Source organism: Microbispora sp. H11081, from assembly GCF_012999535.1.
In the GTDB taxonomy this organism is placed as follows: Bacteria; Actinomycetota; Actinomycetes; order Streptosporangiales; family Streptosporangiaceae; genus Microbispora.
Map to the genome: position 1 here is coordinate 906,250 of NZ_JABBWV010000001.1, position 23,247 is coordinate 929,496.

The 23,247-nt window shown below is 73.4% G+C and carries 18 protein-coding genes and 1 pseudogene; 11 read left to right on the forward strand and 8 right to left on the reverse strand.

Translation table 11 applies throughout. The features are described 5' to 3' along the window. Nucleotides 1-178: 178 nt before the first annotated feature. From HHX31_RS04055 to HHX31_RS04070, 4 genes are all read left to right on the forward strand, one after another. Nucleotides 179-952 carry a cyclase family protein gene (locus tag HHX31_RS04055; protein WP_169945075.1) on the forward strand — a complete coding sequence of 258 codons (774 nt, stop codon included), beginning with the start codon at nucleotides 179-181 and terminating at the stop codon, nucleotides 950-952. Next, nucleotides 949-2,685 carry a thiamine pyrophosphate-binding protein gene (locus tag HHX31_RS35510; protein ID WP_169945077.1) on the forward strand — a complete coding sequence of 579 codons (1,737 nt, stop codon included), beginning with the start codon at nucleotides 949-951 and terminating at the stop codon, nucleotides 2,683-2,685. Before HHX31_RS04055 ends, HHX31_RS35510 begins: the two co-directional genes overlap by 4 nt. 72 nt (nucleotides 2,686-2,757) lie before the next feature. Further along, nucleotides 2,758-3,513 carry a 1-acyl-sn-glycerol-3-phosphate acyltransferase gene (locus HHX31_RS04065; protein ID WP_169945079.1) on the forward strand — a complete coding sequence of 252 codons (756 nt, stop codon included), beginning with the start codon at nucleotides 2,758-2,760 and terminating at the stop codon, nucleotides 3,511-3,513. Between the two features lie 186 nt (nucleotides 3,514-3,699). Then, on the forward strand, nucleotides 3,700-6,534 hold the full coding sequence (locus HHX31_RS04070; protein WP_169945081.1) for an AAA family ATPase: 2,835 nt from the start codon (nucleotides 3,700-3,702) through the stop codon (nucleotides 6,532-6,534). A gap of 62 nt (nucleotides 6,535-6,596) precedes the next feature. On the opposite strand, the gene HHX31_RS04075 is transcribed toward HHX31_RS04070, so the two are convergent. Then, the gene (locus HHX31_RS04075; protein WP_169945083.1) at nucleotides 6,597-8,822 is read right to left on the reverse strand and encodes a M4 family metallopeptidase; all 2,226 of its coding nucleotides are present in this window, start codon (nucleotides 8,820-8,822) and stop codon (nucleotides 6,597-6,599) included. A 391-nt stretch (nucleotides 8,823-9,213) separates the two neighbouring features. Between HHX31_RS04075 and HHX31_RS04080 the strand changes: the two genes are divergently transcribed. Further along, nucleotides 9,214-9,639 (forward strand): PPOX class F420-dependent oxidoreductase, encoded by a 426-nt coding sequence (locus HHX31_RS04080; RefSeq protein WP_169945085.1) that lies wholly within the window; start codon nucleotides 9,214-9,216, stop codon nucleotides 9,637-9,639. Between the two features lie 107 nt (nucleotides 9,640-9,746). On the opposite strand, the gene HHX31_RS04085 is transcribed toward HHX31_RS04080, so the two are convergent. The 4 genes from HHX31_RS04085 to HHX31_RS04100 form a co-directional block, all read right to left on the reverse strand. Beyond that, on the reverse strand, nucleotides 9,747-10,976 hold the full coding sequence (locus HHX31_RS04085; RefSeq protein WP_169945087.1) for an RNA polymerase sigma factor: 1,230 nt from the start codon (nucleotides 10,974-10,976) through the stop codon (nucleotides 9,747-9,749). Beyond that, entirely contained in the window at nucleotides 10,976-11,392 is a 417-nt protein-coding gene (locus HHX31_RS04090) for a YciI family protein (RefSeq protein ID WP_169945089.1), read from the reverse strand. Before HHX31_RS04090 ends, HHX31_RS04085 begins: the two co-directional genes overlap by 1 nt. Before the next feature lie 316 nt (nucleotides 11,393-11,708). Beyond that, nucleotides 11,709-12,182, reverse strand: coding sequence for a DUF6789 family protein (locus tag HHX31_RS04095; RefSeq protein WP_169945091.1), 474 nt, complete (start codon nucleotides 12,180-12,182; stop codon nucleotides 11,709-11,711). Nucleotides 12,183-12,204: 22 nt separating this feature from the next. Continuing rightward, entirely contained in the window at nucleotides 12,205-12,615 is a 411-nt protein-coding gene (locus tag HHX31_RS04100) for a hypothetical protein (protein ID WP_169945093.1), read from the reverse strand. 485 nt (nucleotides 12,616-13,100) lie between these two features. On the opposite strand from HHX31_RS04100, the gene HHX31_RS35515 reads away from it, so the two are divergent. Both HHX31_RS35515 and HHX31_RS04110 read left to right on the forward strand, forming a co-directional pair. After that, nucleotides 13,101-15,440 carry a ThuA domain-containing protein gene (locus tag HHX31_RS35515; RefSeq protein ID WP_169945094.1) on the forward strand — a complete coding sequence of 780 codons (2,340 nt, stop codon included), beginning with the start codon at nucleotides 13,101-13,103 and terminating at the stop codon, nucleotides 15,438-15,440. Between the two features lie 74 nt (nucleotides 15,441-15,514). Next, nucleotides 15,515-16,024, forward strand: a complete 510-nt coding sequence (locus HHX31_RS04110) for a hypothetical protein (protein WP_169945096.1) — start codon at nucleotides 15,515-15,517, stop codon at nucleotides 16,022-16,024. 239 nt (nucleotides 16,025-16,263) lie between these two features. Here the strand turns inward: HHX31_RS04110 and HHX31_RS35900 are convergent. Then, a pseudogene (locus HHX31_RS35900) lies at nucleotides 16,264-16,377 on the reverse strand (DUF4383 domain-containing protein); the annotation flags it as partial. A gap of 269 nt (nucleotides 16,378-16,646) precedes the next feature. Between HHX31_RS35900 and HHX31_RS04120 the strand changes: the two are divergent. Together HHX31_RS04120 and HHX31_RS04125 are read left to right on the forward strand one after the other, a co-directional pair. Next, nucleotides 16,647-18,743 carry a sensor histidine kinase gene (locus HHX31_RS04120; protein WP_169945098.1) on the forward strand — a complete coding sequence of 699 codons (2,097 nt, stop codon included), beginning with the start codon at nucleotides 16,647-16,649 and terminating at the stop codon, nucleotides 18,741-18,743. Between the two features lie 66 nt (nucleotides 18,744-18,809). After that, a complete protein-coding gene (locus tag HHX31_RS04125; protein ID WP_211589184.1) occupies nucleotides 18,810-19,877 on the forward strand; it encodes a hypothetical protein in 1,068 nt (355 codons plus the stop codon). Here HHX31_RS04125 and HHX31_RS04130 read toward each other — a convergent pair. Further along, entirely contained in the window at nucleotides 19,860-20,453 is a 594-nt protein-coding gene (locus tag HHX31_RS04130; RefSeq protein ID WP_169945100.1) for a hypothetical protein, read from the reverse strand. The two genes, HHX31_RS04125 and HHX31_RS04130, sit on opposite strands and share 18 nt — an antisense overlap. Before the next feature lie 180 nt (nucleotides 20,454-20,633). On the opposite strand from HHX31_RS04130, the gene HHX31_RS04135 reads away from it, so the two are divergent. After that, nucleotides 20,634-20,969 carry a putative quinol monooxygenase gene (locus HHX31_RS04135; protein ID WP_169945101.1) on the forward strand — a complete coding sequence of 112 codons (336 nt, stop codon included), beginning with the start codon at nucleotides 20,634-20,636 and terminating at the stop codon, nucleotides 20,967-20,969. A gap of 7 nt (nucleotides 20,970-20,976) precedes the next feature. Here the strand turns inward: HHX31_RS04135 and HHX31_RS04140 are convergent, their stop codons facing one another. Beyond that, the gene (locus HHX31_RS04140) at nucleotides 20,977-21,900 is read right to left on the reverse strand and encodes a helix-turn-helix domain-containing protein (RefSeq protein ID WP_169945103.1); all 924 of its coding nucleotides are present in this window, start codon (nucleotides 21,898-21,900) and stop codon (nucleotides 20,977-20,979) included. A gap of 160 nt (nucleotides 21,901-22,060) precedes the next feature. On the opposite strand from HHX31_RS04140, the gene HHX31_RS04145 reads away from it, so the two are divergent. Continuing rightward, nucleotides 22,061-23,104 (forward strand): NAD(P)-dependent alcohol dehydrogenase, encoded by a 1,044-nt coding sequence (locus HHX31_RS04145; RefSeq protein ID WP_311931585.1) that lies wholly within the window; start codon nucleotides 22,061-22,063, stop codon nucleotides 23,102-23,104. Nucleotides 23,105-23,247 lie beyond the last annotated feature (143 nt).

The following is a 23,247-nucleotide window of genomic DNA, read 5'->3' on the forward strand; positions in this document are numbered from 1 at the left end:
CCGTTGTCGTGCTCTCCAGCTTGCCCGTTCCTCGCGAAGCCGCAAGGGTGCGGCTCACGGCCTCCCGGGGCGGCGTCGTCACGGCGATCCGTACGCGAGCGCATCGGGGCTCCCCGTATGGCGTTCCGGGGGGAGGGTGTAGGAGTATCGCAGGGATGTCCTGACTGTTGGAGGCGCTGTGTCGGTGTTGCGGGATTTGGTGGACGGCATCCGGAGCGGGGGGATCGAGGTGCTGGACCTCACCGCGCCGCTGAGCGACAAGACGCCGATCCTGTCGCTGCCGGAGCAGTTCGGGCAGACGGTGCCGTTCTCGCTGCAGGAGATCAGCCGGTACGACGACCGGGGCCCGGGCTGGTACTGGAACAACTTCACCACGGGCGAGCACACCGGCACGCACTTCGACGCCCCCAACCACTGGGTGACCGGGCGCGACGGCGAGGACGTGTCGCAGGTGCCCCCCGCCAAGCTCATCGCCCCCGCCGTGGTGCTCGACTTCAGCGCGCAGTCGGCCGAGAACCCCGACTTCCTGCTGGAGATCGACCACGTGAAGGCGTGGGAGGCCGAGCACGGGCCGCTGCCCGACGGAGGCTGGCTGCTCTACCGCACCGGCTGGGACGCGCGCGCCCACGACCAGGCGGAGTTCCTCAACGCCGACGAGACCGGTCCGCACACGCCCGGCATGTCGCCCGCCTGCGCCCGCTACCTGGCCGAGGAGACGCCGATCGCGGGCATCGGCGTGGAGACCGTGGGCACCGACGCGGGTGCCGCCCACTCCTTCGACCCCGCGTTCCCGTGCCACTCGTACCTGCTCGGCGCGGGAAAGTACGGCCTGACCCAGTTGCGCAACCTCGACCGGCTGCCGGTGACGGGAGCCGTGGTCGTCGCGGGGCCGCTGCCGATCGTCGGCGGCTCGGGCAGCCCGGTCCGCGTGCTGGCGCTGGTGGAGCGGTGAACGTCGCCGAGGCCGTGGGCGCGGCCCTCGCCGCCCTCGGCGTGCGGGCGGCCTTCGGCGTCGTCGGCAGCGGCAACTTCCACGTGACCAACGCGCTCGCCGAGCACGGCGTGCGGTACGTCGCGGCGCGGCACGAGGGCGGGGCCGCGACGATGGCGGACGCCTACGCCCGGATGAGCGGCACGGTCGCCGTGCTCACCGTCCACCAGGGGCCCGGCCTCACCAACGCGCTGACCGGGGTGACCGAGGCGGCCAAGAGCCGCACCCCGCTGCTCGTGCTCGCGCCGGAGGTGACCTCGCCCACCTCCAACTTCCGGGTCGACCAGGCCGCGCTCGCCGAGGCCGTGGGCGCGCACTGCGCCAGGGTCGGGTCGGCGGAGACGGCCGTGGACGACACGGTGATGGCCTTCCTCGCCGCGCTGCTCGGACGCCGGACCGTGGTGCTCAACCTGCCCCTGGACGTGCAGGCGGAGACGCTGCCCGAGGAGGCCGCCGAGGCCGTGCGCGAACTGCTGGCCGGACGCGGGCACCGTGACGTCGCGAGCCGCGTGCCGCCCGCGTGGGGGCTGACGTTCCCCGCCGATCGCGGCGAGGAGGAGGAGGGGCTCCCGGCGGAGCCGTCCGACGCGCTGACGCGGTTCGCGCGGATGCTGGCGGAGGCGGAGCGCCCGGTCTTCGTGGCGGGCAGGGGAGCCAGGGGCGCGCGGCGGGAGCTGGAGGCGCTCGGCGAGCGGGCGGGGGCGTTGTTCGCCACCTCGGCCGTGGCGAAGGGCCACTTCCACGGCAGCCCATGGGACCTCGACATAAGCGGCGGGTTCGCCACCCCGCTCGCCGCCGAGCTGATCCGCGGCGCCGACCTCGTCGTCGGCTGGGGCTGCTCGTTCACGATGTGGACCACCCGGCACGGCGCGCTGATCGGGCCGGAGACCAAGGTGGTCCAGGTGGACCTCGACTCCGACGCGCTCGGTGTGCACCGCGAGATCGACCTCGGCGTGGTCGGCGACGTACGCGAGACCGCGCGGGCGGTCGCCGCCCTGATAGGGGAGCCGGCGGGCGGCGGCGAGGCGGGCCCGCGCGGGTACCGCACCCCGCGGATCGCCGGGCGCATCGCCCGCGAGGGGCGCTGGCGCGACGTGCCGTACGAGGACCTGAGCGGCGGTGGCCGCATCGACCCCCGCACGCTGACCATCGGGCTCGACGACCTGCTGCCGCGGGAGCGGCAGGTGGCCGTGGACTCGGGGAACTTCATGGGATATCCGTCGATGTTCCTCACGGTCCCCGACGGCGGCGCGTTCTGCTTCACCCAGGCGTTCCAGTCGATCGGGCTCGGCCTGGCCACCGCGATCGGCGCGGCCGTCGCCCGGCCCGACCGGCTGACGGTCGCCGCGCTCGGCGACGGCGGGGCCCTGATGGGCGCCGCCGAACTGGAGACGGTCGTGCGGCTCGGCCTGCCGATGGTGGTCGTGGTCTACGACGACGACGGGTACGGCGCGGAGGTCCACCATTTCGGCCCCGGCGGGTTCCCGCTCGGCACGGTCACCTTCCCGCCCGCCGACATCGCGGCGATCGCCCGTGGCTTCGGCTTCGAGGCGGTGACCGTGCAGGGGGAGGAGGACCTGTCCGGGGTCGCCGCGTGGCTGAAGGGGCCGCGCGACAGGCCGCTGCTCGTCCACGCGAAGGTCACCGCCGACCGCCCGTCGTGGTGGCTCGAGGAGGCTTTCCGCGGCCACTGACGTCTCGGCGCGGGGAGGGAAGAGGACCTTCGGCCCCTGTATGTTACGGATGAGTAGGTTACGGTTTTCAGCATGGCTGAGATCGTGTATCCGCCGGTCCTGAGGACCGCGCTGACCGCCTTCAAACTGCTCGACCTGCGGTTCCACCTGGAGGGCACGGAGCGGATCCCCCGCGAGGGCGGCGCGGTGTTGGTGAGCAACCACGTCAGCTACCTCGACTTCATCTTCGCCGGCTTCGCCGCCCACCCCGCCGGGCGTCTGGTCCGATTCATGGCGAAGAAAGAGGTCTTCGACCACCCGGTGTCGGGCCCGCTGATGCGCGGCATGCACCACATCCCGGTGGACCGGTCGGCGGGCGCGGGGGCCTACGACGCCGCCGTACGCGCACTCAAGGACGGCGAGATCGTCGGCAACTTCGCCGAGGCGACGATCAGCAGGTCGTTCACGATCAAGGAGATCAAGAACGGCCCGATCCGGATGGCGGTCGAGGCGGGGGTGCCCGTGATCCCGGTCGCCCTGTGGGGCGGCCAGCGGCTGTGGACCAAGGGCCGTCCGCGCAGGCTGCTCCAGCGGCACGTCCCGATCACGATCCTGGTCGGCGAGCCCATGCGGCCGACGCCGGGCGACGACATCGCCGCGGTCACCGACGACCTGCGGCGGCGGATGACGGACCTGCTCGACGAGGCCCAGCGGACCTATCCCGACCAGCCGCGGGGCGTGTGGTGGCAGCCCCGCCACCTCGGCGGCACGGCGCCCACTCCTGAGGAGGCCGCCGCCCTCGACGCCGCCGACCGGTCCCGCCGCGCGGAGGAGCGGCCGGCCCGCTGACCGTCCGGGTGCGCACGAGACCACCGCGAGACCCGCCGCGAGACCCGCTGTGCTGCCGCCGCGAGCGGCGCCCGTGACGTCTGTCCGCTTCCGCAACACGGCCGTTACGCCGGAGGGTTGACCGCGGGTCAGGGGGCGGGGATAACTGACCCGGGGGCCCAGCAATTCCTCAGGTTGGAGCCGTGGATGAGCATCGTGCCCTCGCCCCCGCTGGTCGGCCGCGTCACCGAGCTGCGGACCCTCATCGACGCGGTGACCCGGCCGCCCGCGGTCGTGCTGGTGGAAGGCGAGGCGGGCATCGGCAAGACCCGGCTCGTCCGTGCCGCGCTCGACCGGCTGCCGTCCGGCCACCGGGCCGTCCTGCTCGGCTACTGCCACCAGATCCGCGAGCCGTTCCCGTACGGGCCGGTCATCGAGGCGCTGCGGGACATCAGGGGACGGCTCCCCGCGGTGCACCGGCTCAACCCGGTCACCGGTGCGTTGCGCGGCCACCTGCCCGAACTCGCCGACGCGCTGCCGCCGTCGCCCCCGCCGCTGGACGATCCCCGGGCCGAGCGCCACCGGGAGTTCCGCGCCATACGCGCGCTGCTGGCCGCCGTGGGACCGGCCGTGCTGGTCGTGGAGGACCTGCACTGGGCCGACGACGGCACGCTCGACCTGCTGCGTTTCCTCGCCGGTCAGCCGCCCCAGGGGCTGGCGGTGGTCGCGACCTGCCGGCGGGACGGCACGGCGGCTCCGCCGCTCGGCCGGGCCTACCGGCACCAGCCGGACACGGCCAACGTGCTGGTGCGGCTCGCGCCGCTGGACGTGCCGGACGTGGCCAGCCTCGCCGGGGCGCTGCTTGAGCGGGCCGACCTCGCTCCCGGGTTCGTCACGCGGCTGCACGAGCGCACGGCGGGCATCCCCTTCGTCGTGGAGGAGCTGGTACGGTCGCTGCCCCCCGGCCTGCCGGGCACCGACGACCCGGACTCGCTCGACCGTGCCGTCGACCGCGCCGGCGTCCCGCTGCTGCTGCGTGAGGCCACGGCCGAGCGGATGGCGGGGCTGTCCCAGGAGGCGGCGGGCGCGGTCCGGGCCGCGGCGGTGCTGCGGCTCCCCGCGGGCGAGCAGACGATCACCGCGGTCGCCGGGAGCTCCGCAGGGCTGGCCGAGGCGCTGCGCGCCGGGGTCCTGCACGAGCATCCAGGAGGAAGGTACGGCTTCCGCCACGCACTGGCCCAGCAGGCCGTCTACGACGCGGTCCCCGGCCCGGAACGCCGGTCGGCGCACGTCAGGGCGATGGCCGCGCTCGCGGAGACGGACGCGCCGCCGCTGGTGCAGCTGGCCTTCCACGCCCGGCGCGCGGGCGACATCGGCGCCTGGGTGCGCCACGGGACCGCCGCCGCCCGGCAGGCCGTCGCGCTCGGCGACACCGCCCTGGCCGTCGAGGTGATCGAGGGCATGCTCGACGATCCCGATCTCCCCGCGGCCGGCCGCGGCCCGCTCGTGCTGATGCTGAGCCGCCTCGCGGCGACGGGCCTGTCGCACCAGCGGGTGGTGCGGCTGCTGCGCCAGGTGCTGCGGGGCGACTTCCTGTCCAGGGACGTGCGCGGCGAGGTGCGGCTCAACCTGGGCGTCGTGCTGTCCAACCAGGCGGGCGACGCCGCCGCGGGCCGTCCGGAGATCCTGGCCGCCCTGGCCGAGCTGAGCGACCGGCCGACGCTGGCCGCCCGGGGCTGGGCCAGCATGGCGATGCCCGAATGGGGCACGGAGCCGCTGGCCGAGCACGCGGAGTGGATGGCCCGCGCCGAGGCGCTCGTCGCCACCGCGGACAACCCGGAGCTGTCGGCCGCCGTCCTGGCCAACCGGGCCTCCTTCGAGATGACGACGGGTTCTCCCGGCGCGTTCGAGGTCGCCGCCCGGCTTCCGGTCGCCGACCCGCGTCCGGGGGTGCGGCGTGAGGTCGCCAGGGCGTACTGCAACCTGCATGACTCGGCGACCACCGTGGGGCTCTACGCGGAGGCCGAGCGGTTCGCCAGGGAGGGCCGGCGGCTCGCCCTGGAGACCGGCGCGCAGTATCCCGCCTTCCTCCTCGACGCCTCCGTGATCCGCAGGGAGTGGCTGACGGGACGCTGGGACGGGCTCCGCGACCGGGCGGCGTTCCTGGGGGAGTCCGCCACGGAGACGCCGCTGATCGCGGTGGACCTCTGGCTGGTGCTCGGATCGCTCGCCCTGGCGAGGGGCGAGTGGGAGGAGGCGGTGAGGCAGCTCAACCGCGCGGGGCTGGACGCCCCGGACGCCCGCAACGTCCCGGTCGTGACGGCCGCCGCCGGAGGGCTCGTCGACCTGCACCTGGCCCGCGGCGCCGTGGACGAGGCGGCGGCGGAGGCCGCGCGGGCGGTCGCCCGGCTGCGCCGCAAGGGGGTGTGGGTGTGGGGGGCGAGCCTGGTCCCGTCCGCCGTCGCCGCGTTCACCCGGGCCGGCCGCGGCGCCGCGGCGGCCGAGCTCGCGGACGAGTACGCCGCGGGGATCGAGGGCCGGGTGGCCCCGGCGGCGCACGCCGCGCTCGACGCGGCCCGGGGCGTGCTCGCCACCGCCGACCTGCGGCACGCCGACGCCGTCGCCTGCTTCGCCCGGGCCCGCGAGGCGTACGCCGCGCTGCCCCAGCCGTACGCGGCGGCGCGGGCGGCCGAGGGTGAGGCGCGGGCCGGGCTCGCGCTCGGGGACGCGGCCGCGGCGGCGGGCCTGCGGGAGGCCGCCCAGTGGTACGGCAGGCTCGGCGCCACCCATGACGCCGCCCGGTGCCGGCGGGCGCTGCGCGACATCGGGGTGGACGTCCCGCTGACGCACGGCGGGCGGCGGGGCGCCGGCGCGCTGTCGCAGCGGGAGCGGGAGGTGGCCAGGCTCGTGGCGCTCGGCCGGACCAACCGGGAGATCGCCGCAGTGCTCTTCCTTTCCACGCGCACCGTCGAGACCCATGTCGCCACCGTGCTGCGCAAGCTCGGCGTGCGGTCGCGGACGCAGATCGCGCCGCCCTCCTGACCGGCTCCGGGCACGGGAGATCCCCGGGACCGCGTGGCCCCGGGGATCAGCGCCGCCGTCGCTCAGACCGTGATGGTCCACGAGTCGAGGTAGCCGGTGTCGAGGGTGTACTGGTCACGGACCTCCAGGGTCCAGGTGCCCGCCGCCGTCTGGGTGACGGGGACGGAGTAGGTCCTGGTGCCGAAGGCGCCGCAGCTTCCGCCGGCGGACTTGACCGTGTAGTAGGTGCCGTTCGGGCCCCTGAGCCTGATCCGCAGGTCACCGGCGCAGGTGTGCGAGATCGTGATGCTCAGCTGCACAGGGGAGACCGCGGTGCCCGTGGCGGTCGAGGTGATCGGGCTGTTGATCGTGCTCAGGTCGTTGATCGTGTAGTCGGTGCCGTTGGTGAACGTGCGCGTGCCCGAGGTGCCCGACACGGTCAGCGTGTACGCCGCGGTGTGGCCGCCCGACGATCCGCTGCCGGTGACGGTGACGGTGTAGGTGCCCGCGGGTGTCGACCCGCTGGTGGAGATGGTCAGGGTGGAGGAGCCGCCCGAGGTCACCGACGACGGGCTGAAGCTCGCGGTGGCGCCGGAGGGAAGCCCGGAGGCGCTGAGGCTCACCGTCTGCGCGCTACCCGAGGTCGTGGCCGTCGCGACGGTGGTGGTGGCCGAACCGCCCGGTGTCACCGTGCCCGAGGTGGGGCTGAGCGACAGCGAGAAGTCGCTGCTCGAGGAGCCGCAGCTCGCCTCGCCCGACTGCGCGGGCACGCCGACCCCGTTCCACGCCGCCTTGGTGGCCGCGCACTCGGCGCTGCTCGCGCCGTACAGCTCGACGGCCGCCGCCAGCGACGCGGTCCTGATGTTGACGTACTTCCACGACGAGGTCTTGCGCATCAGCGCGCCCATGTAGATCTTGCCGGCCTTCTGGATGCCGATGCCGCTCACGGAGGAGGGACCACCCGAGCAGATCGGGCTGCTCGGCTTGCCGCCGCCCGGCGCCGAGCCCTCGGCGAGCAGGTAGAACCAGTGGTTCAGCGGGCCGGCCGCGGCGTGCACCTCGGTGCTCGGGATCGAGCTGGAGTAGCAATTGGGGTCCCCGGCCAGGGACGGGTTGTACATGTAGCGGATGGGCCCGCCGCCGACCAGGTTGACCTCCTCGCCCACCTGGTAGTCCGGCGGGTCGTTGGGGTTGTTGGCGTACGCCTCGGTGAGCGCGCCGAAGATGTCGCCCGTGGCCTCGTTGATGCCGCCGTTCTCGTTGCCCGAGCCGGCGCCGCCCGGAGTGGTCTGGAAGATGGCGTGGCCGAACTCGTGCGCCACCACGTCCATCGGCGTGGCCTGGCGGGCGTTGTCCTGCGAGTGGCCGAAGTTGGTGTAGCTGCCGTTCCAGTACGCGTTGACGTCGTTGAGGCCCACCCGGGTGGGGAAGCCGCCGCCGCTGCCGTTGATGCCGTTGCGGCCGAGCCAGTCGCGCAGCATGTCCCACTCGCGCTGCACGCCGTACAGGGCGTCGACGCAGGCGGTCTCCAGGTTGGTGCCGCCGCCGTTGCCCCACGAGTCGTCGGTGCCGGTGTAGGCCGAGCCGTTCTGCCCGCCGCACCTGATGCCGCTGCGGGTGGAGTCGGTCATCGAGTAGGAGGTGCCGGAGCCGCTCGTGTTGATGGTGACCGTGCCGTAGTAGTAGCCGTTGCCGGTGCCGGCCTTCACCTGGTCGTAGGAGTCGGCTATCTCACCGGTCGTCGCGTCGACGAACACGTGCTGGATGCTGGGCTTGCCGCCGGCGATGCCGGAGACGACGGCCTCCCACGTCAGGCGCGGCTTCTGCCCCCAGGCCAGGATGACCAGGCGGGGGGCCGCGGTCTCGTCGACCCGGGACAGCACGGTCGACGCCGTCGCGGTGGCGGCCTCGGCGGTGACCGTCGGCGAGGTCGGCAGGCCCAGGGGGAGCGCGCCCGACGCGGCCTCGGTGTCGCGCACGCGCCCGTTCGTGTCGGTGACCACGACCGCGTCGCCGCCCATCATGGGCAGACCCTTGTACGCCCGCTCGTAGGTGACGTAGTACATGCCGCCGGTGCCCGTCACGCCGGTGCGCCGGTAGCTCTCGTTGGGGGACACGCGCAGGTCGTCCAGGCCGCTCGCGACGGCCTGGTCGGCGGAGGCCGCCGCCCGCTGCGCCGGGTCGTCGGCGAGGGACCTCACCGCGGCCTCGCTGCCCGGCGGGGGTTTCGCCGCGGCGGCGGTGGGGGAGACCACCACGCCGGTCACGGCCAGCGCGGCGGACGCCGCGAGCAGTGCTGTGCGCCTCATGGGCGTCTTCCTTTCTCTGCCTCCCACGGGGCGTCCCGCCTTGTGGGCGGGCGCGGCGGCCGGCCACCGGAGCCTGGGACCCCGGGCGGCGGACACGGTGGGAGTTGGGGGGTGATGAGAGAAATGGAGGTGCTTTCCGCTGTGGCGGGCACGAGCGGACGCGTCTCTCCCATGGCGGAGGACGGCTGGGGGAAAGAGGACAGTTCTACGTCACGGGTTCCTCGCTTCGCCGGTCCGGCCGGGGGGAAACCGGCCCGTGGGCGACGTTAGAACCACGATCAGGACGCGAACATCCGTAGCGGTATCCGTACATCTACGGAAAAGCGACTGCCGGGATGCGTAGGGCGTAAGACGGCCGTCCCTTGGGGGAGGGGCGGCTAGGTTCGAGTGCATGGAGAGGATGACCGAGGCGGAGTGGCGGGAGTTCGCGACGAGCGGCACCAAGACCGGCAAACTCGCCATAACCAGGGCGGACGGACGGCCGCACGTGACCCCGATCTGGTTCACCGTGGACGGGGACGACGTGGTCTTCACCACGGACGAGAACAGTGTGAAGGGCCGCGAACTGCGGCGTGACCCGCGCGCGACCCTGTGCGTCGACGACCAGCGGCCGCCGTACTCGTACGTGATGGTCGAGGGGGAGGCGGCCCTGTCGGACGACCCGGCGGAGCTGCGCCGCTGGGCGACGGTGCTCGGTGGCCGCTACATGGGGGAGCACAGGGCCGAGGAGTACGGCAGGCGCAACGGCGTCCCGGGAGAGCTCCTTGTGCGGCTGCGCGTCGGCAGGGTCGTCGCCTTCAAGGACGTCGCAGGCTGAGGATGCCGGAAATCGCCGCCGCGCAGGTCGGCGCGCAGGCCGGCCAGAGCACTAGCGGAGGTCAGCACAGCGCGGGCGCGCAGGTCAGCACAGCGCGGCCGCGCAGGTCAGCACAGCGCGGCCGCCTTGCGCAGCAGCACAGAGCGTTCCCGCTGGTTTGCGCACAGCCGGGCCGCCAGCTCAAGCTCGGCGCGCGCCTCAGGCCGTCGTCCGAGCCGGGCCAGCAGCTCACCGCGTACGGCCGGAACCAGGTGCGAACCGGGGAGCCGGTCCGTGGCGATCAGCTCGTCCACGATGGCCAGGGCCTGCGCAGGGCCCGAGGCCATGGCGACGGCGACGGCCCGGTTGAGCTCGACCACCGGCGAGGGCGCGATCCGGCCGAGCGCCTCGTAGAGCACCACGATCCGGTCCCAGTCGGTCTCCTCGACCGAGGGCGCGCAGGCGTGGGTGGCGGCGATCGCGGCCTGCAGGCCGTAGGGGCCGAGGCCGTGAGCCGATGCCCTGGTCAGCGCGGCCAGCCCGCGGCGGATCGCCGAGAAGTCCCACCGCCGCCGGTCCTGGTCCTCCAGCAGGATCGGCGAACCGTCCGGGCCGGTCCTCGCGGGGAAACGCGCGGCGGTCAGCTCGCACAACGCCAGCAGGCCGTGCGCCTCCGGCTCGTCCGGCTGCAGCGCGGCCAGCGTGCGGGCCAGCCGGATCGCCTCGTACGCGACCTCGGGGCGCAGCAGCCGGTCGCCCGACGTGGCCGTAGACCCCTCGGTGAAGATCACGTAGATGACGCTGAGCACGCCGCCCAGCCGCTCCCGGCGCTCGGCGGCCGAAGGGAGTTCGAACGGCACCCCGGCCGCCGCGATCGTCTTCTTGCCCCGGGTGATGCGGGCCCGCACGGTCGCCACGGGTATGAGGAACGCGCGGGCGATCTCCTCGCTGGACAGGCCGCCGACCACGCGCAGGGTCAGCGCCACCCGGGCCTCGGGGGAGAGCACCGGGTGGCAGCTGATGAACATCAACGCCAGGACATCGTCATCGATCCTGTCGGGATCGACTTCTGCCGAGTCGGTCGCCGAGTCGGTCGCCAGGTCGGCGGCCAGCAGGGCGTGCCGATCCCGGAGGGCGGCCCGGCGGCGGATCGCGTCGATCGCCCGCCGCCGGGCCGTGGCCATCAGCCAGCCGGCCGGATTGGCCGGAGGGGCGAGCGGCCACGACACCAGCGCCTCGGCCACCGCCTCCTGGGCCGCGTCCTCGGCCAGCCCGAAGTCTCCGGTGAACCGGGTCAGCGCGGCGACGATCCGCGCCGACTCGATCCGCCAGACGGCCTCGACGTCGGCCGTGCCCATCAGACCTGGCCGACGCTCTCGCGCCCGGCCCGCTCATCGAGGGACTCCGTCCCGCCCTGCGGCGTCTCGTCGTCTCCGGCCACCCGCCGGACCTCGATCTTGGATCCGGGGGCCGCCGGGACCCGCCTGGCCCACTCGACCGCCTCCTGCTTCGAGGCGACGTCGAGCAGGAAGTAGCCCCCGAACAGTTCCCTGGTCTCGCCGTACGGACCGTCCGTGACCACCGGGGCCTCACCGCTGAAGTCCACCACGACGCCCTGGTCCGGATGGTCCAGACCCTCCGCCGCGAGGAGGACGCCGGCCTTGACCGTCTCCTCGATGAACCGGTGGGTGGCGGCCATCATCTCGTCGATGTCGGCCATCAGGGCAGCATTCGACTCGTCGGTGCCCCGCATGATCAGCATGTACTTCGGCATCGTGTTCTCCTCCGGCCGGGCCGCCTCTCGGCCCTCGCACCCACACGTCGAACGAGCGGGCCGCGGATCGACACGGCCCCGGAAGAATTCTCCGCCGCGCCGTTCTCCGCCGCGGCGGATCCCGCCGACCGGGAGGAGGTGAAACGCCGCTACCCGTCCTTCCCGGACGCCTTGCCGGGTTCGGCCATACGCGTCGAGCGGCATCGGATAGGAGCTCGCCAGGCAGCTCGCGCAGCACGGCTTCGACGTGGTCGTCACGGCGGAGGACGACGAACTCGTCAGCCCGTCACGAGCGCCAGCGGCCGTTCCTTCGTCGTCATCCGTTCTCCTTCACGTCGTGTCGTGTGTGCTTTCCGCGCATGGCGCGGACCGCGAGCGCCAGCGTCGCGCCGTACACCACGTGCGCCGCGGCCATGACGACCGGGCGGCCGCGTGCGGGGTCACGCGAGGCGGGCGGCAGGATGTTCAGGGCGGGGACCCAGCCCTGGTAGGAGCCGAGCCAGATCAGCAGGGCGTAGCCGACGCCGGAGGGGACGCCGGCTCCGCGCCCGCGGGTGAGCAGCGAGAACGCCGCGCCGCTGGCGGCGCCGAAGCCCAGGTGCGCGGCGGCGCCGAGGACCTTCTCCCCGGGCTTCGGCCGGTGCTTGCGGCCCGGCAGGGTCGCTCTGACGATGTGCTTGGGAGGCTGGCCCGGCATCAGCCCGGTCTTCTGCCCGGCGAGCATCACCGCGCTCATCGCGACGGTGGACAGGGCGCCGGCGGCGGCGCCGCGTACGAGTTTTCTGATCAAGGTTCTCCCTTCACAAGGTTCCCTACAGACGCCGGGAGAGCTTCTCGGCGAGCGCCGCGGGGTCGGCGACCGTCACGGTCAGCCCGGAGTGACGCAGCAGCCCGAACGGCTCGCCGCCCCGGATCGGCTCGCGGAAGCGCACGCACAGGCCTCTGCGGGTGTTGGTGGCGAACGTCAGTCCCCGGTCGGCGAGCGACACGTGGACCCCGATCGCCCGCCACGGGGAGTAGGGGCCGGTCGTCTCCACGCCGGAGACGTTCGCCAGCGGGGTCTCCGTCACCCATGGCCCGAACCGGACCCGCAGGGTGCCGGGGCCGACCAGCACACCGGCGGTGTCCGGCCGGATGCCCAGGACCGACAGCAGCGGGGCGAATCGGGGATCGAAGTCGAACGCGTAGCGCTGCGGCTTTCCCGTGATGGTGTCGTCGGTCATCGCCACCCCTCCCGCGCCTCGGTTCGGGCCCGCGGGTCGAGGACGTGCGCCGCGGGCCTCGTCGTCGCGGCGCTGCCCCCGGTTCCCCGGTGGGCGGCGCGCCACAAGCCCGCCATACCCTCACGGCTGTGCTCAAACGGGACGTCCCTGCCGTCCGCGCGGCTCACTGGCTCCGCTCCTCGCCGGGACGGGCACTTCTCCACCGCACGAGCGACTCGCTGACTAGACGGGGCCGACTATTTCACTTTGGCCAGCAACTTTTGTTTGTAGCTAGCGAAAGTAGCTCGTGTCATTGACAAAGTTGCGTGGCGCACTTCACACTTCCGGAAGTCAACGCGTTATCCCCTGGATCATCACCTCACCTGCCGGCGCTCGTGGGGTCGGCGTCCGAGGCGCGATGCGCTTTCCGTCCCGACAAGAGGAGTGACATGCGATCCTCACGCACACGTACCGGGCTGCGGTCGCGATCGGCCCTTGCTTCCGCCGTGCTCGCGGTGCCGGCCTTGGTGCTCGGCTCCACCGGCCCGGCCGCCGCCGAGACGGGGGCCGCGCCCGTCCTCGACGTGGCCACGCTCTCGCCGGTAGCCGAGCCGAGCTACAACGGCGCGACGAACACCGCCTACACCCCGTCGACCACGACCGGGGCGGGGGGCTGGTTCACCAACGGAGACGTGACGTTGAACCTGTCCGCCACGGACGACGAAGCCGTCGCCTCGTTCCAGGTCACGGTGGGATCCGAGCCGGTCGTCGAGGTGCCGGCCGTGCGGAACGGCACCCGGGGCACGGCCACCTACGTCATCACGGGCGACCGCAACAGCACCGTCCGCTACAGCGCGGTCGACGCCGCGGGCAACGTCTCGGCCGCCAGGACGATCAGCGTGCGGATCGACACCAAGCCGCCGGTCGCGGCATGGCCGGGCATCGCGAACGGCAAGGTGCCGCACAGCGCGGCGGCCTCCTCCATCACGCCGACCCGGACCGACCCGTCCCCCGGCTCGGGCGGCGTCGCCGTGCGCGACATGTGGATCGACGGCAAGTGGACCTATCCGGTGCCGCTCGACCCCGCCACCCTGTCCGTCGGCGCGCACACGTGGGCGGTCACGCTCGGCGACGCCGCGGGCAACGGAGCCACCTACACCCTGACCTTCGAGATCACCACCTCGGTCGCGGACGTCCGCGCCCTGGTCCAGCGCTACGTCACCGCGGGCAAGGTCTCGGCCTCCAACGGCGACCGGCTTCTGGCGCTGCTCACCGAGGCCGACGCCGGTGGCGACGCCGCCGTGTCCGCGCTGACGCGCTTCGGCGCGCTGGCCGCCCAGGTCGTGCCCGAGGGCCACATGCGCGACTCCCTCGTGAAGGACGCCGCCCACCTGGTCGAGAAGCTCCAGGGGGTGCAGCACCCCGAGGTGGTCACCGGCGTCACCGTCAGCGCGGCGCGTGGCACCGAGCGCGCCCCGTTCCGGGTCCCCGGCGAGTCCGTGCGCAACAAGAAGCCGAAGTTCAAGGTGCTCGCCTTCGGCAACAAGCCCGGCGCCTTCCGGCACGAGCACATCCCGCTCACGATGGCCGTGATCCAGGACATGGGCCGGGCCAACAACTTCGACGTCGACGTGTACGACTACCTCAGCCCCGACGTCTCGGTCCCGAACCCCTTCGAGAGCATCGAGCGCCTGTCGCAGTACGACGTGATCATCGGCGTCTCCAGCGTCGGTAACGACACGTTCTCCACGGCCCGGCCCACCGAGGCCGACCCCAGCGTCACGGTGGACGAGCAGGCCGTTCTCAAGCAGTACATCAACAACGGCGGCGGCTTCGTCGCCCTGCACGGCGCCACCGACTCCATGCACCGGTGGGACTGGTACAAGGGCCTCGCCGGCGGCGAGTTCGACAACCACGGCTCCAACGGCAGCGGCATCCAGAGCACCTGTGGAGCCTGCAACATCGCCGAACTGGTGACCGAGGACCGCACCAACCCGGCCACGCGCCAGTTCCCCGAGAAGCTGAAGATCGTCGACGAGCTCTACAACTGGACCTTCCTGCCGCGTGACAAGGTCCACGTCCTGCAGACGCTGAACGAGGCCACGTACGTCGGCAGCATCGGCGCCGGCGCGGGCCGCGTCGAGGGCGCCGACCACCCGATCTCGTGGTGCCAGAACTACGACGGCGGGCGCTCGTTCACCCAGGCGCTGCTGCACAACTGGGCGAACTCGCTCGACCCGTTGTTCCAGAAGAACATCCTCGAGGGTGTCAAGTGGGCCGCCGGTCAGACCAAGGCGAACTGCGTCAGCCACGAGGAGCTGCGGACCCTCGTCGCCGCCGGTGTCGCGGACGGGTCGGTCGGCGCCGACCTGGCCGACCGCCTGAACCAGGCGCTCACCGCGTCGTACGACGCCTACCGGGTGAAGAACTACGCCGAGGCGCACGCGCAGGCGAAGGCGTTCCGCCAGGCGGCCGACTCCGGTCATCTGGGCGGACGCGCCCAGAGCACGATCCGGGACCGGGCCCACGAGCTCGTCGACTGGATGAAGGTGCTCGACGACAAGAGCCTCCACCTGCGGTTCACGTCCCAGCCCAAGGCGAAGCCCGCGCGGGCCGGTGAGGACGTGGTCATCTCCGCCACCGCCGAGGGCCGCAACGTCGCCTACCAGTGGCAGGTGAAGTCGCCGGGCTCGCCCGAGTGGACCGACGTGGCCGGCGAGACGTCGTTCGCGATCGTCGTCACGGCGACCCCGGAGCTGTCCGGCTCCGAGTACCGGGTCCGTGTGACCGACCCGAGCGGCGAGATCGTCTCCCGTCCGGCTCCGCTGAAGGTCAACGGGCGCTGACCCCGCCCCGGCCGCCCCGGCGCGCACCGCGCCGGGGCGGCCGGACCCCTCTCGCCGACACCAGGAGTGCACCGATGCGCCAGACCCTCACCCGGGTCGCACTCGCCGTGGCGTCGCTCGCGTTCTGCGCCGGCTGCGGCGGGGACACGTCCGCCGCCTCTGCCGCCCCGTCGTCCGACGCGGCGGCTTCCCCCGCGGCCCCGGGGTCCCCGGTGACCTGCGACCTGCGGCCGCGCACGCCGCCCGGCGAGGCCGCCTCCTGGACGCACCCCGCGCAGTCCTTCTACAGCCCGTCCGACCCGGACATCCCCACCGGGGCGAGCCTCGACCACCTGCTCGTCAAGGACGACGCGGTGGTCGTCGAGTACTCGACGCGGCTGCCCGCCGCGTCGGTGGACGCGCTGCGTGAGTGGACGTACCTGCAGACCGCGGCCGTGGCCGTGCCGGGGAAGGACGCACCCGCGCTGCGTGCCATGATCGCCTCCACCGAGCTGGTCTGCGACGGAGTGGACACGATGCAGCTCTCCGAACTGGCCCGCAGCAGGACGCTCGGCCAGTCGGCCGGGCACGGCGACGCGGGATGAGAGGCGCTCACGACGGGACCGGCCACGGCACGGCCGCGAGATGAGCCCCGAACGCGCGAACCCCGGCCGCGAGGGCCGGGGCTCGGAAACGACACGCCGGTAGGCGTCGGCGGTCAGTCGGTGCTGATCGCGTCCACGAGGTCGCCCACCGGGCGGTCGGGCAGGGCCCGCGCCACGTCGGCCAGCGCGACGATCCCCACCAGCTTCTGGCCGTCGATCACGGGCAGGCGGCGCCTGGCTCACACCCTGTCGGCGGCCGTCCTGCGGGACAGCAGGAAACCGAGGGTGATCATCCCGAGGCCCAGGAACAGGTGCGGCCAGTTGTCGGCGTTGTTGACCGGGACGAAGTTGGCGGCGCTGTTGCGGCCGTCTGGACGGGCGTACGCGCGGTGGTCCTCGTGGGACTGGTGACCATGACGCCTCCAGGGGGAGTAGGGGACTCCCGCCGCCTACCCCCGCGCGCGGCGCCTACACGACCAACCGGACTTCCCACTCCGAATCCCCGGCTGACCGCCCGCGTGGAGTAACACCCCTGCCACAATCGCCGGGAAACGCGGCGTTCACGCCATTTGGCGGGCACCCTGAGGTCAGGCGGTAACGGGAGCCGGAGAACGGGGGCGCGATGGCGTGGGCAGCCCGGGCGGCCGCTGTCGTCGCCGTGGTGTCCGCGATGCTCGTCGCCGCGGCACTGCTGATCCTCGCGGGGCTCCCGGCCCAGTGGCGGGTGCCGGGGATGGTCACGCCGCTGATGTCGGCGGGGGTGACCTTCCCCGTGGTCGGCGCGTTCCTCGTCGCCCACCGGCCCAGGCTCACGCTGGCGTGGCTGATGTGCGCGGGCGGGTTCGCCGCCGCCGTCCACGATGTCTGCCAGATGGCGATGCTGGCGTCGATGGCGCGCGGGAACGTCGCGCTCGCGGAGGTCCTCCGGTTTCCGGCCCAGGTCGGCTGGGCGGTGAGCGGCATCACGCTGGAGACGCTGCTGCCGCTGTACTCCCCGGACGGCAAACTGCCCTCCCGGCGCTGGCGGGTGGTGGTGCTGCTCGGTGTGGCGTCCGTCGGGACCGAGACGGCACGCCAGTTCGTGCGGCCCGACCCGCCCCTCGACGGTTACCCGCTCCCCGCGGTCGTCCCAAATCCGCTGCAGATCCCGGCCCTGGCGCCGTACATGCCGGTGATCGGGACGCTGGCCTGGACGGCGATCGGCGTGTCGCTGGCGTTGGCGGCGCTGTCACTGCTGGTGCGCTTCCGCCGGGCAGACCCGGCGGGCAGGCGGCAGATCGGCTGGCCGCTGTTCGCGTTCGCCGGATACGTGGTGTTCTCGCTCGTGGGCTTGGCCTCGCCCGAGCTGGTCTGGCTGTCGATCGTCTGGGCGGCGCTGGTCCCCGTGGCGATCGTGTTCTCGGTGACGCGCTACCGGCTGTACGGCATCGACACCGTCGTCAGCCGGACCTTCGTCGCCGCCGGGCTGCTCGTCGTGGTCGGCGGGGTCTACTTCGGTGTGGCCGCGCTGTCGAGCCTGGTCGTGTCGGGGTACGACCAGGTGGCCGGGCTCGCCGCCGCCCTGCTCACGGGCGCGTTCTTCCAGCCGTTGCGCCGGACGCTGCAACATGCCGTCGACCGCCTGCTGTACGGCCCGGTGGGCGATCCGCGGGTGCTGGCCGAGCGGCTGGTGCGGGAGGTGCGCCGGGCCGATCCGGCGCAGGCGCTGGAGCCGGTGATCGCCGTGCTGCGGGAGGGCCTGGCGGTGCGTGGCGTCGCGGTGGAGGTGACCGGCGGAGAATCGGGGCAGCGGGCCGAGTTGGCCACCGCGGTCGACGGTCAAGTCGGCGAGTCCCCGCGCGAGGTGCCGCTCGTCTGGCACGGCGAGCGGGTGGGACGGCTGCTGGTCGGCCCGCCCGCCCCTCGCCGTTTCCCCGCCGCGCACGACGAACGGGTGCTGGCCACGCTGGTCCCGTACGCGGCCGACGTGGCGCACGCGGTGCGCCTGGCGGCCGACCTGCAGCGCTCCCGGGAGCGCATCCTGGCCGCCCGGGAGGAGGAGCGGCGGAGGCTGCGCCGCGACCTGCACGACGGCCTAGGCCGGACGCTCGGCGAGATGGCCGCGGCAGTCAGCGTGGCCCGCGCCAGCCTGACCAGCTCCCCGGAGACGGCGGACAGGCTGCTGCGCGAGCTGCGCTCCGGCATGGACACGGTCACCCACGACGTCCGGCAGCTCGTGTACGGCCTGCGCCCGCCCGCCCTCGACGACCTGGGCCTGGCCGGCGCCGTGCGGGCGCTCGCCGGGCCCGGCGAGGCCGGCGGCCCGGCGATCGTGGTGAAAGCCGAGGGAGACCTGGCCGGTCTGCCCGCCGCCGTCGAGGTGGCCGCCTACCGGATCGCGCAGGAGGCGCTGACCAACGCCCGGCGCCACGCGCGCGCCACCCGGGTCCTGGCCGAGCTGCGCCGCGAACCCGCGGCGCTGCGCCTGCTGGTCACCGACGACGGCGTGGGCTTTCCGCCGGAGCGCCGCACCGGCCTCGGCCTGACCTCCATGCGCGAGCGCACGGCCGAGCTGGGCGGGATCTGCCTCATCAGGAGCGAGCAGGGGACGGGCACGACGATCGAGGTCACGATCCCCCTGGCGGCGAACGGAGCGCCGCAGGCCCGGAGCCACCCTGCCGATCCGCCCGCGGAGGCCGCCAGGCTGCCCGGCGGGGCGGCCGGCTTCCAGGTCTCCTGAAGCGGTCCGCCGCCCGGCTCGGACGGTCTAGTCGCGGCCACGACATCACGGGAAGGAGGGCCGGAGATGACGGCACAGGTGGTGCGGGTCAGGGACGCGAGGGCCGCGGCGGCCCGATGGGTCGCCGAGGAGGCGGCCGCCGCCCCGAACTTCGCCGGGGCCTTCCTGACCGGCTCCACCGCCTGGGCGGACCCCGGCGCGGTGCTGCCGCCCACCTCGGACGTGGACGTGGCCGTCGTGGTCTCCGACCCCGTCGCGCCGCCCAAGCTCGGCAAGATCCCATGGGACGGCGTGCTCGTCGAGGTCACGTACGTGTCCTGGGACCGGCTCGCCTCGGCGCGGGACGTGCTGGCCTCCTGTCACCTGGCCGGGGCCTTCCGCACCGACACCGTGATCGCCGACCCCACCGGGCGCCTGTCCCTGCTGCGGGCCGCCGTCGCGGCGGGCTTCGCGGAACGGCACTGGGTCCGCCTGCGCTGCGCGGACGCCGAGAGCCGCATCACCGGCGGTCTCGCGGCGCTCGACGCGCGGGCGCCCTTCCACGACCAGGTCACGGCCTGGCTGTTCCCCGCCGGGATCACGACCCATGTGCTCCTCACGGCGGGCCTGCGCAATCCCACCGTACGGCTGCGCTACCCGGCGGTCCGCGACCTCCTGCGCGCCTACGGCAGGATGGACGTCTACGAGGAGTTGCTCGGCCTGCTGGGCTGCGCGCACCTGTCCCGCGAACGGGTCGACGCCCACCTCGCCACGATGACGAGAGCGTTCGACGCGGCGGCCGCCGCGGCCCGCACCCCGTTCCCGTTCTCCTCCGACATCACCCGGGTGGCCCGGCCGGTGGCCGTCGACGGCGGCCACGACCTCGTCGCGGCGGGACTGCACCGCGAGGCCGTCTTCTGGATCGCCGCGACGTACGCCCGGTGCCTGAAGATCCTCGCCGCGGACGCGCCGGAGGAGACGGGCCACCGCGCCGGGTTCGCGGAACTCGCGGCCGATCTCGGCACCGGGTCGCCGGACGACCCGCCTCGGCGGGCGCGCGAGGTGAGCGCGTACCTGCCCCGCCTGCGCGCGGTCGCCGAGGAGATCATCGCCGCGAACCCCGAGATCCGGGGCGGGTCAGCCGCCGGTGGGTGACGGACTCGGCGAGACCGGCTGCGGCGGGCCGGGCGTCGTCGACGGAGAAGGGCTTGGCGAGACGGCCGGCGGCGGGCTGGGTGACGCGGCCGGCCAGGGGGAGTAGGTGCTCCGCCACTCCCCGGGCGGCAGGACCGGAACCTCGGCCCGGACCTGCCCCGCGTTCTGGAACCGGAACGTCACCGGGATCGTGCCGCCGCTGCCCAGCGGCCGGGTGAGACCGGCGAGCAGCACCTGGGGGAGGGCCGTTCCGCCGACGTACTTGCCGCCGGGGATCTCCAGGCCGCCCGCGGGCAGCCGGGCCTCCCGGAACAGGCCTCCCGTGTCCACCGAGACCAGACGGTCGGTGCGGCCGCTCTCGTTGAGCAGCATCATGTACATCGGCATGTCGCTTCCCGCCGGGGCGGGCTGCTGGGAGCCGATGACGAAGGCGTTGCGCAGCAGCAGGCCCGGCAGGTTCAGGTTCGCCCCCTCGTTCTGGGGCATCGTCTGCGTGTAGTAGTCCTGCTTGATGTCGCCGCAGGCGGCGGTGACGGCCGCGCCCGCGATGCAGAGAACCGCCAGGATCCTGCGCATGTCGACCTCGGTCCGCTCAGAAGGCGTCTTTGGGGCTCGGTACCCCCTCTCGCAGGCATCTACCGCCGGAGCGCCGGTCCCGGGCCTCCCCCTGGCCGTCGCCTTACGGATACAAACGGGGGTAGGGCCGCAGGGCGGTCCCCCACGACATCTCGCCGCGATCACATGAGGAGACGCCCGATGATTTTCATCACCGCGAAGTTCCGGGTGCTGCCGCAGTACGCCGACCAGTGGCCGGAGATCACGCGTGATTTCACCGAGGCGACCCGCGCCGAACCGGGCTGCCTGTGGTTCGACTGGTCGCGGAGCCTGGACGATCCGGCCGAGTACGTCCTCGTCGAGGCGTTCCGCGACGACGAGGCCGGAGCGGCCCACGTCGGCTCCGAGCACTTCCGCACGGCCCGGCGGACCCTGCCGCCCCACCTCGCGGAGACCCCGCGGATCGTCAACGTCACGGTCCCCCAGGACGACTGGTCCCTCCTCGGCGAGATGGCCGTACCCGCCGCCGAGGACTGAGACGCGCTCAGCGGGCGTCCAGAGGCCCCGCCCGTGACGCCGGAGGGACGCGCCGGGGCCGGCCGCGGCCGTCGTGGCGGGGGGTGGTGCCGAGCGTGCCGGCCCAGCCGGCGAGCAGGCGGAGTCTTTCCTCGGAGTCGCTGCCGGGTTCCGTGCCGTACGCGACCAGGGTCAGGTCGTCGGCGGTCAGTTCGAGGGACCCGCAGGTGAGGTGGAGGTCGCCGACGACGGGATGACGGAAGGGCCTGGCGCCGATGTGGTGCTGCCGGACGTCGTGGCGGGCCCACCGGGCGCGGAAGTCGTCGCTTCGGGTGGACAGCTCGCCGATGAGGTCGGCGAGGTCCTTGTCATAGGGGTCGCGGCCGGCCTGGGCGTGCAGGAGGGCGACGATGTCGTTGGCGGCGCGTTCCCAGTCGCCCCAGAACCGGTGGGAGCGGGGGTCGAGGAAGGTGAACCGGGAGTGGTTGGGGATGCCGCCGCGAGCCGCGTCGATCATGGGGGCGTACAGGGCGCGGCCGAGGGCGTTGGTGGCCAGCATGTCGCCGCGGCCGTTCATCACGAACGCGGGGGCCTCGGTAATGGCGTCCAGCAGCCGCTGCACAGTGGGCCGCACCTGCTGCGGGGTGGGGCGGCGACGGCGACGCCGGACGGGTCCCGCGGCCCGCGCGAGATCCTCCAGGTGCGTGCGTTCCGCGTCGTCGAGCCGCAGGGCGCGGGCCAGCGCGTCCAGGACTCTGTCGGACACGCCGGACAGGTCGCCGCGTTCCAGGCGGGAGTAGTACTCCACGCTGATCCCGGCCAGCTGCGCGACCTCGGCGCGGCGCAGGCCGGGCACCCGGCGGGCGCCGTAGGAGGGCAGTCCGGCCTGCTGCGGGCTGATCCTGGCCCGGCGGGAGGTCAGGAACTCACGGACCTCGGTGCGGCTGTCCACGTCTTCAGGCTAGGTAACCGTCCGCATCGCAGAGGTGCCCTGCCGGTACACCTTTCACCAGTACCTTCCTCCTCCTCTGACCAGCGCTTTCGATGGGTTCGCGACATCGCCCCGCCCAGCGGGCAGTTGGCGGGCGGGCCCTCACCGAAGGAGCGATCAGATCATGCGGGTTCATGCCTACGCCGCGCCGGCCGCCGCCGAGCCGCTCACGCCCACGATGATCGAACGGCGTGACGTCGGCCCCGGCGACGTGCTCATCGAGATCGAGTACGCGGGCATCTGTCACTCCGACATCCATACCGTCAAAGGCGAATGGGGACCCCAGCCCTATCCGCTGGTCCCCGGCCACGAGATCGTCGGCAGCGTCACCGAGTCCGGCGCCGCCGTCACCAGGCACCGGGTGGGCGACCGCGTAGGAGTGGGCTGCATGGTCGACTCCTGCGGTGAGTGCGTCAACTGCCGGAACGGCGACGAGCAGTACTGCCTGGACGGGATGGTGTCCACCTACGGCGGCCTGGACCGGGACGGCACCGTCACCCAGGGCGGCTACAGCACGCACGTCGTCGTCGACGCCGGTTTCGTCGTGTCGGTGCCCGAGGGCATCGACCCGGCGGCCGCGGCGCCGCTGCTGTGCGCCGGCATCACCACCTACTCGCCGCTGCGCCACTGGGCGGCCGGTCCCGGCAGGAAGGTCGCCGTCGTCGGACTCGGCGGCCTCGGGCACATGGCCGTGAAGATCGCCCATGCCATGGAGGCCGAGGTCACCGTGCTCTCGCAGTCCCTGAAGAAGCAGGAGGACGGCCTGCGGCTCGGAGCCGACCACTACCACGCCACCAGCGACCCCGACACCTTCGAGCGGCTCGCCGGCCGGTTCGACCTGATCGTGAACACGGTCAGCGCGGCCATCGACGTCGACGCCTACCTCGGCCTGCTGGCCGTCGACGGCACGCTGGTCAACGTCGGCGCTCCCCCCGAGCCGTTGAGCCTCAACGTGTTCTCCCTCATCAACGCCCGGCGCTCCTACGCCGGGTCGGTGATCGGCGGCATCGCAGAGACGCAGGAGATGCTGGACTTCTGCGCCGAGCACCGCATCGGCGCAGACATCGAGCTGATCTCGGCGGAGCAGATCAACGAGGCGTACGAGCGTGTCCTGGCCTCCGACGTCCGCTACCGGTTCGTCATCGACGCCGCCACCTTCCGCTGACGCGCACGCCCTCCGCCTCGCGCTCGGACGGTGTCCCCGGAACGCGCGCGCGTTCCGGGGGGCGCGGGGTTCCGGGGGATCCGTCAGGGTCGCCTGAGGTCGGGGCGGACGGCGTGCGGGAAGCTGCTGAGGACTGAAGCCGC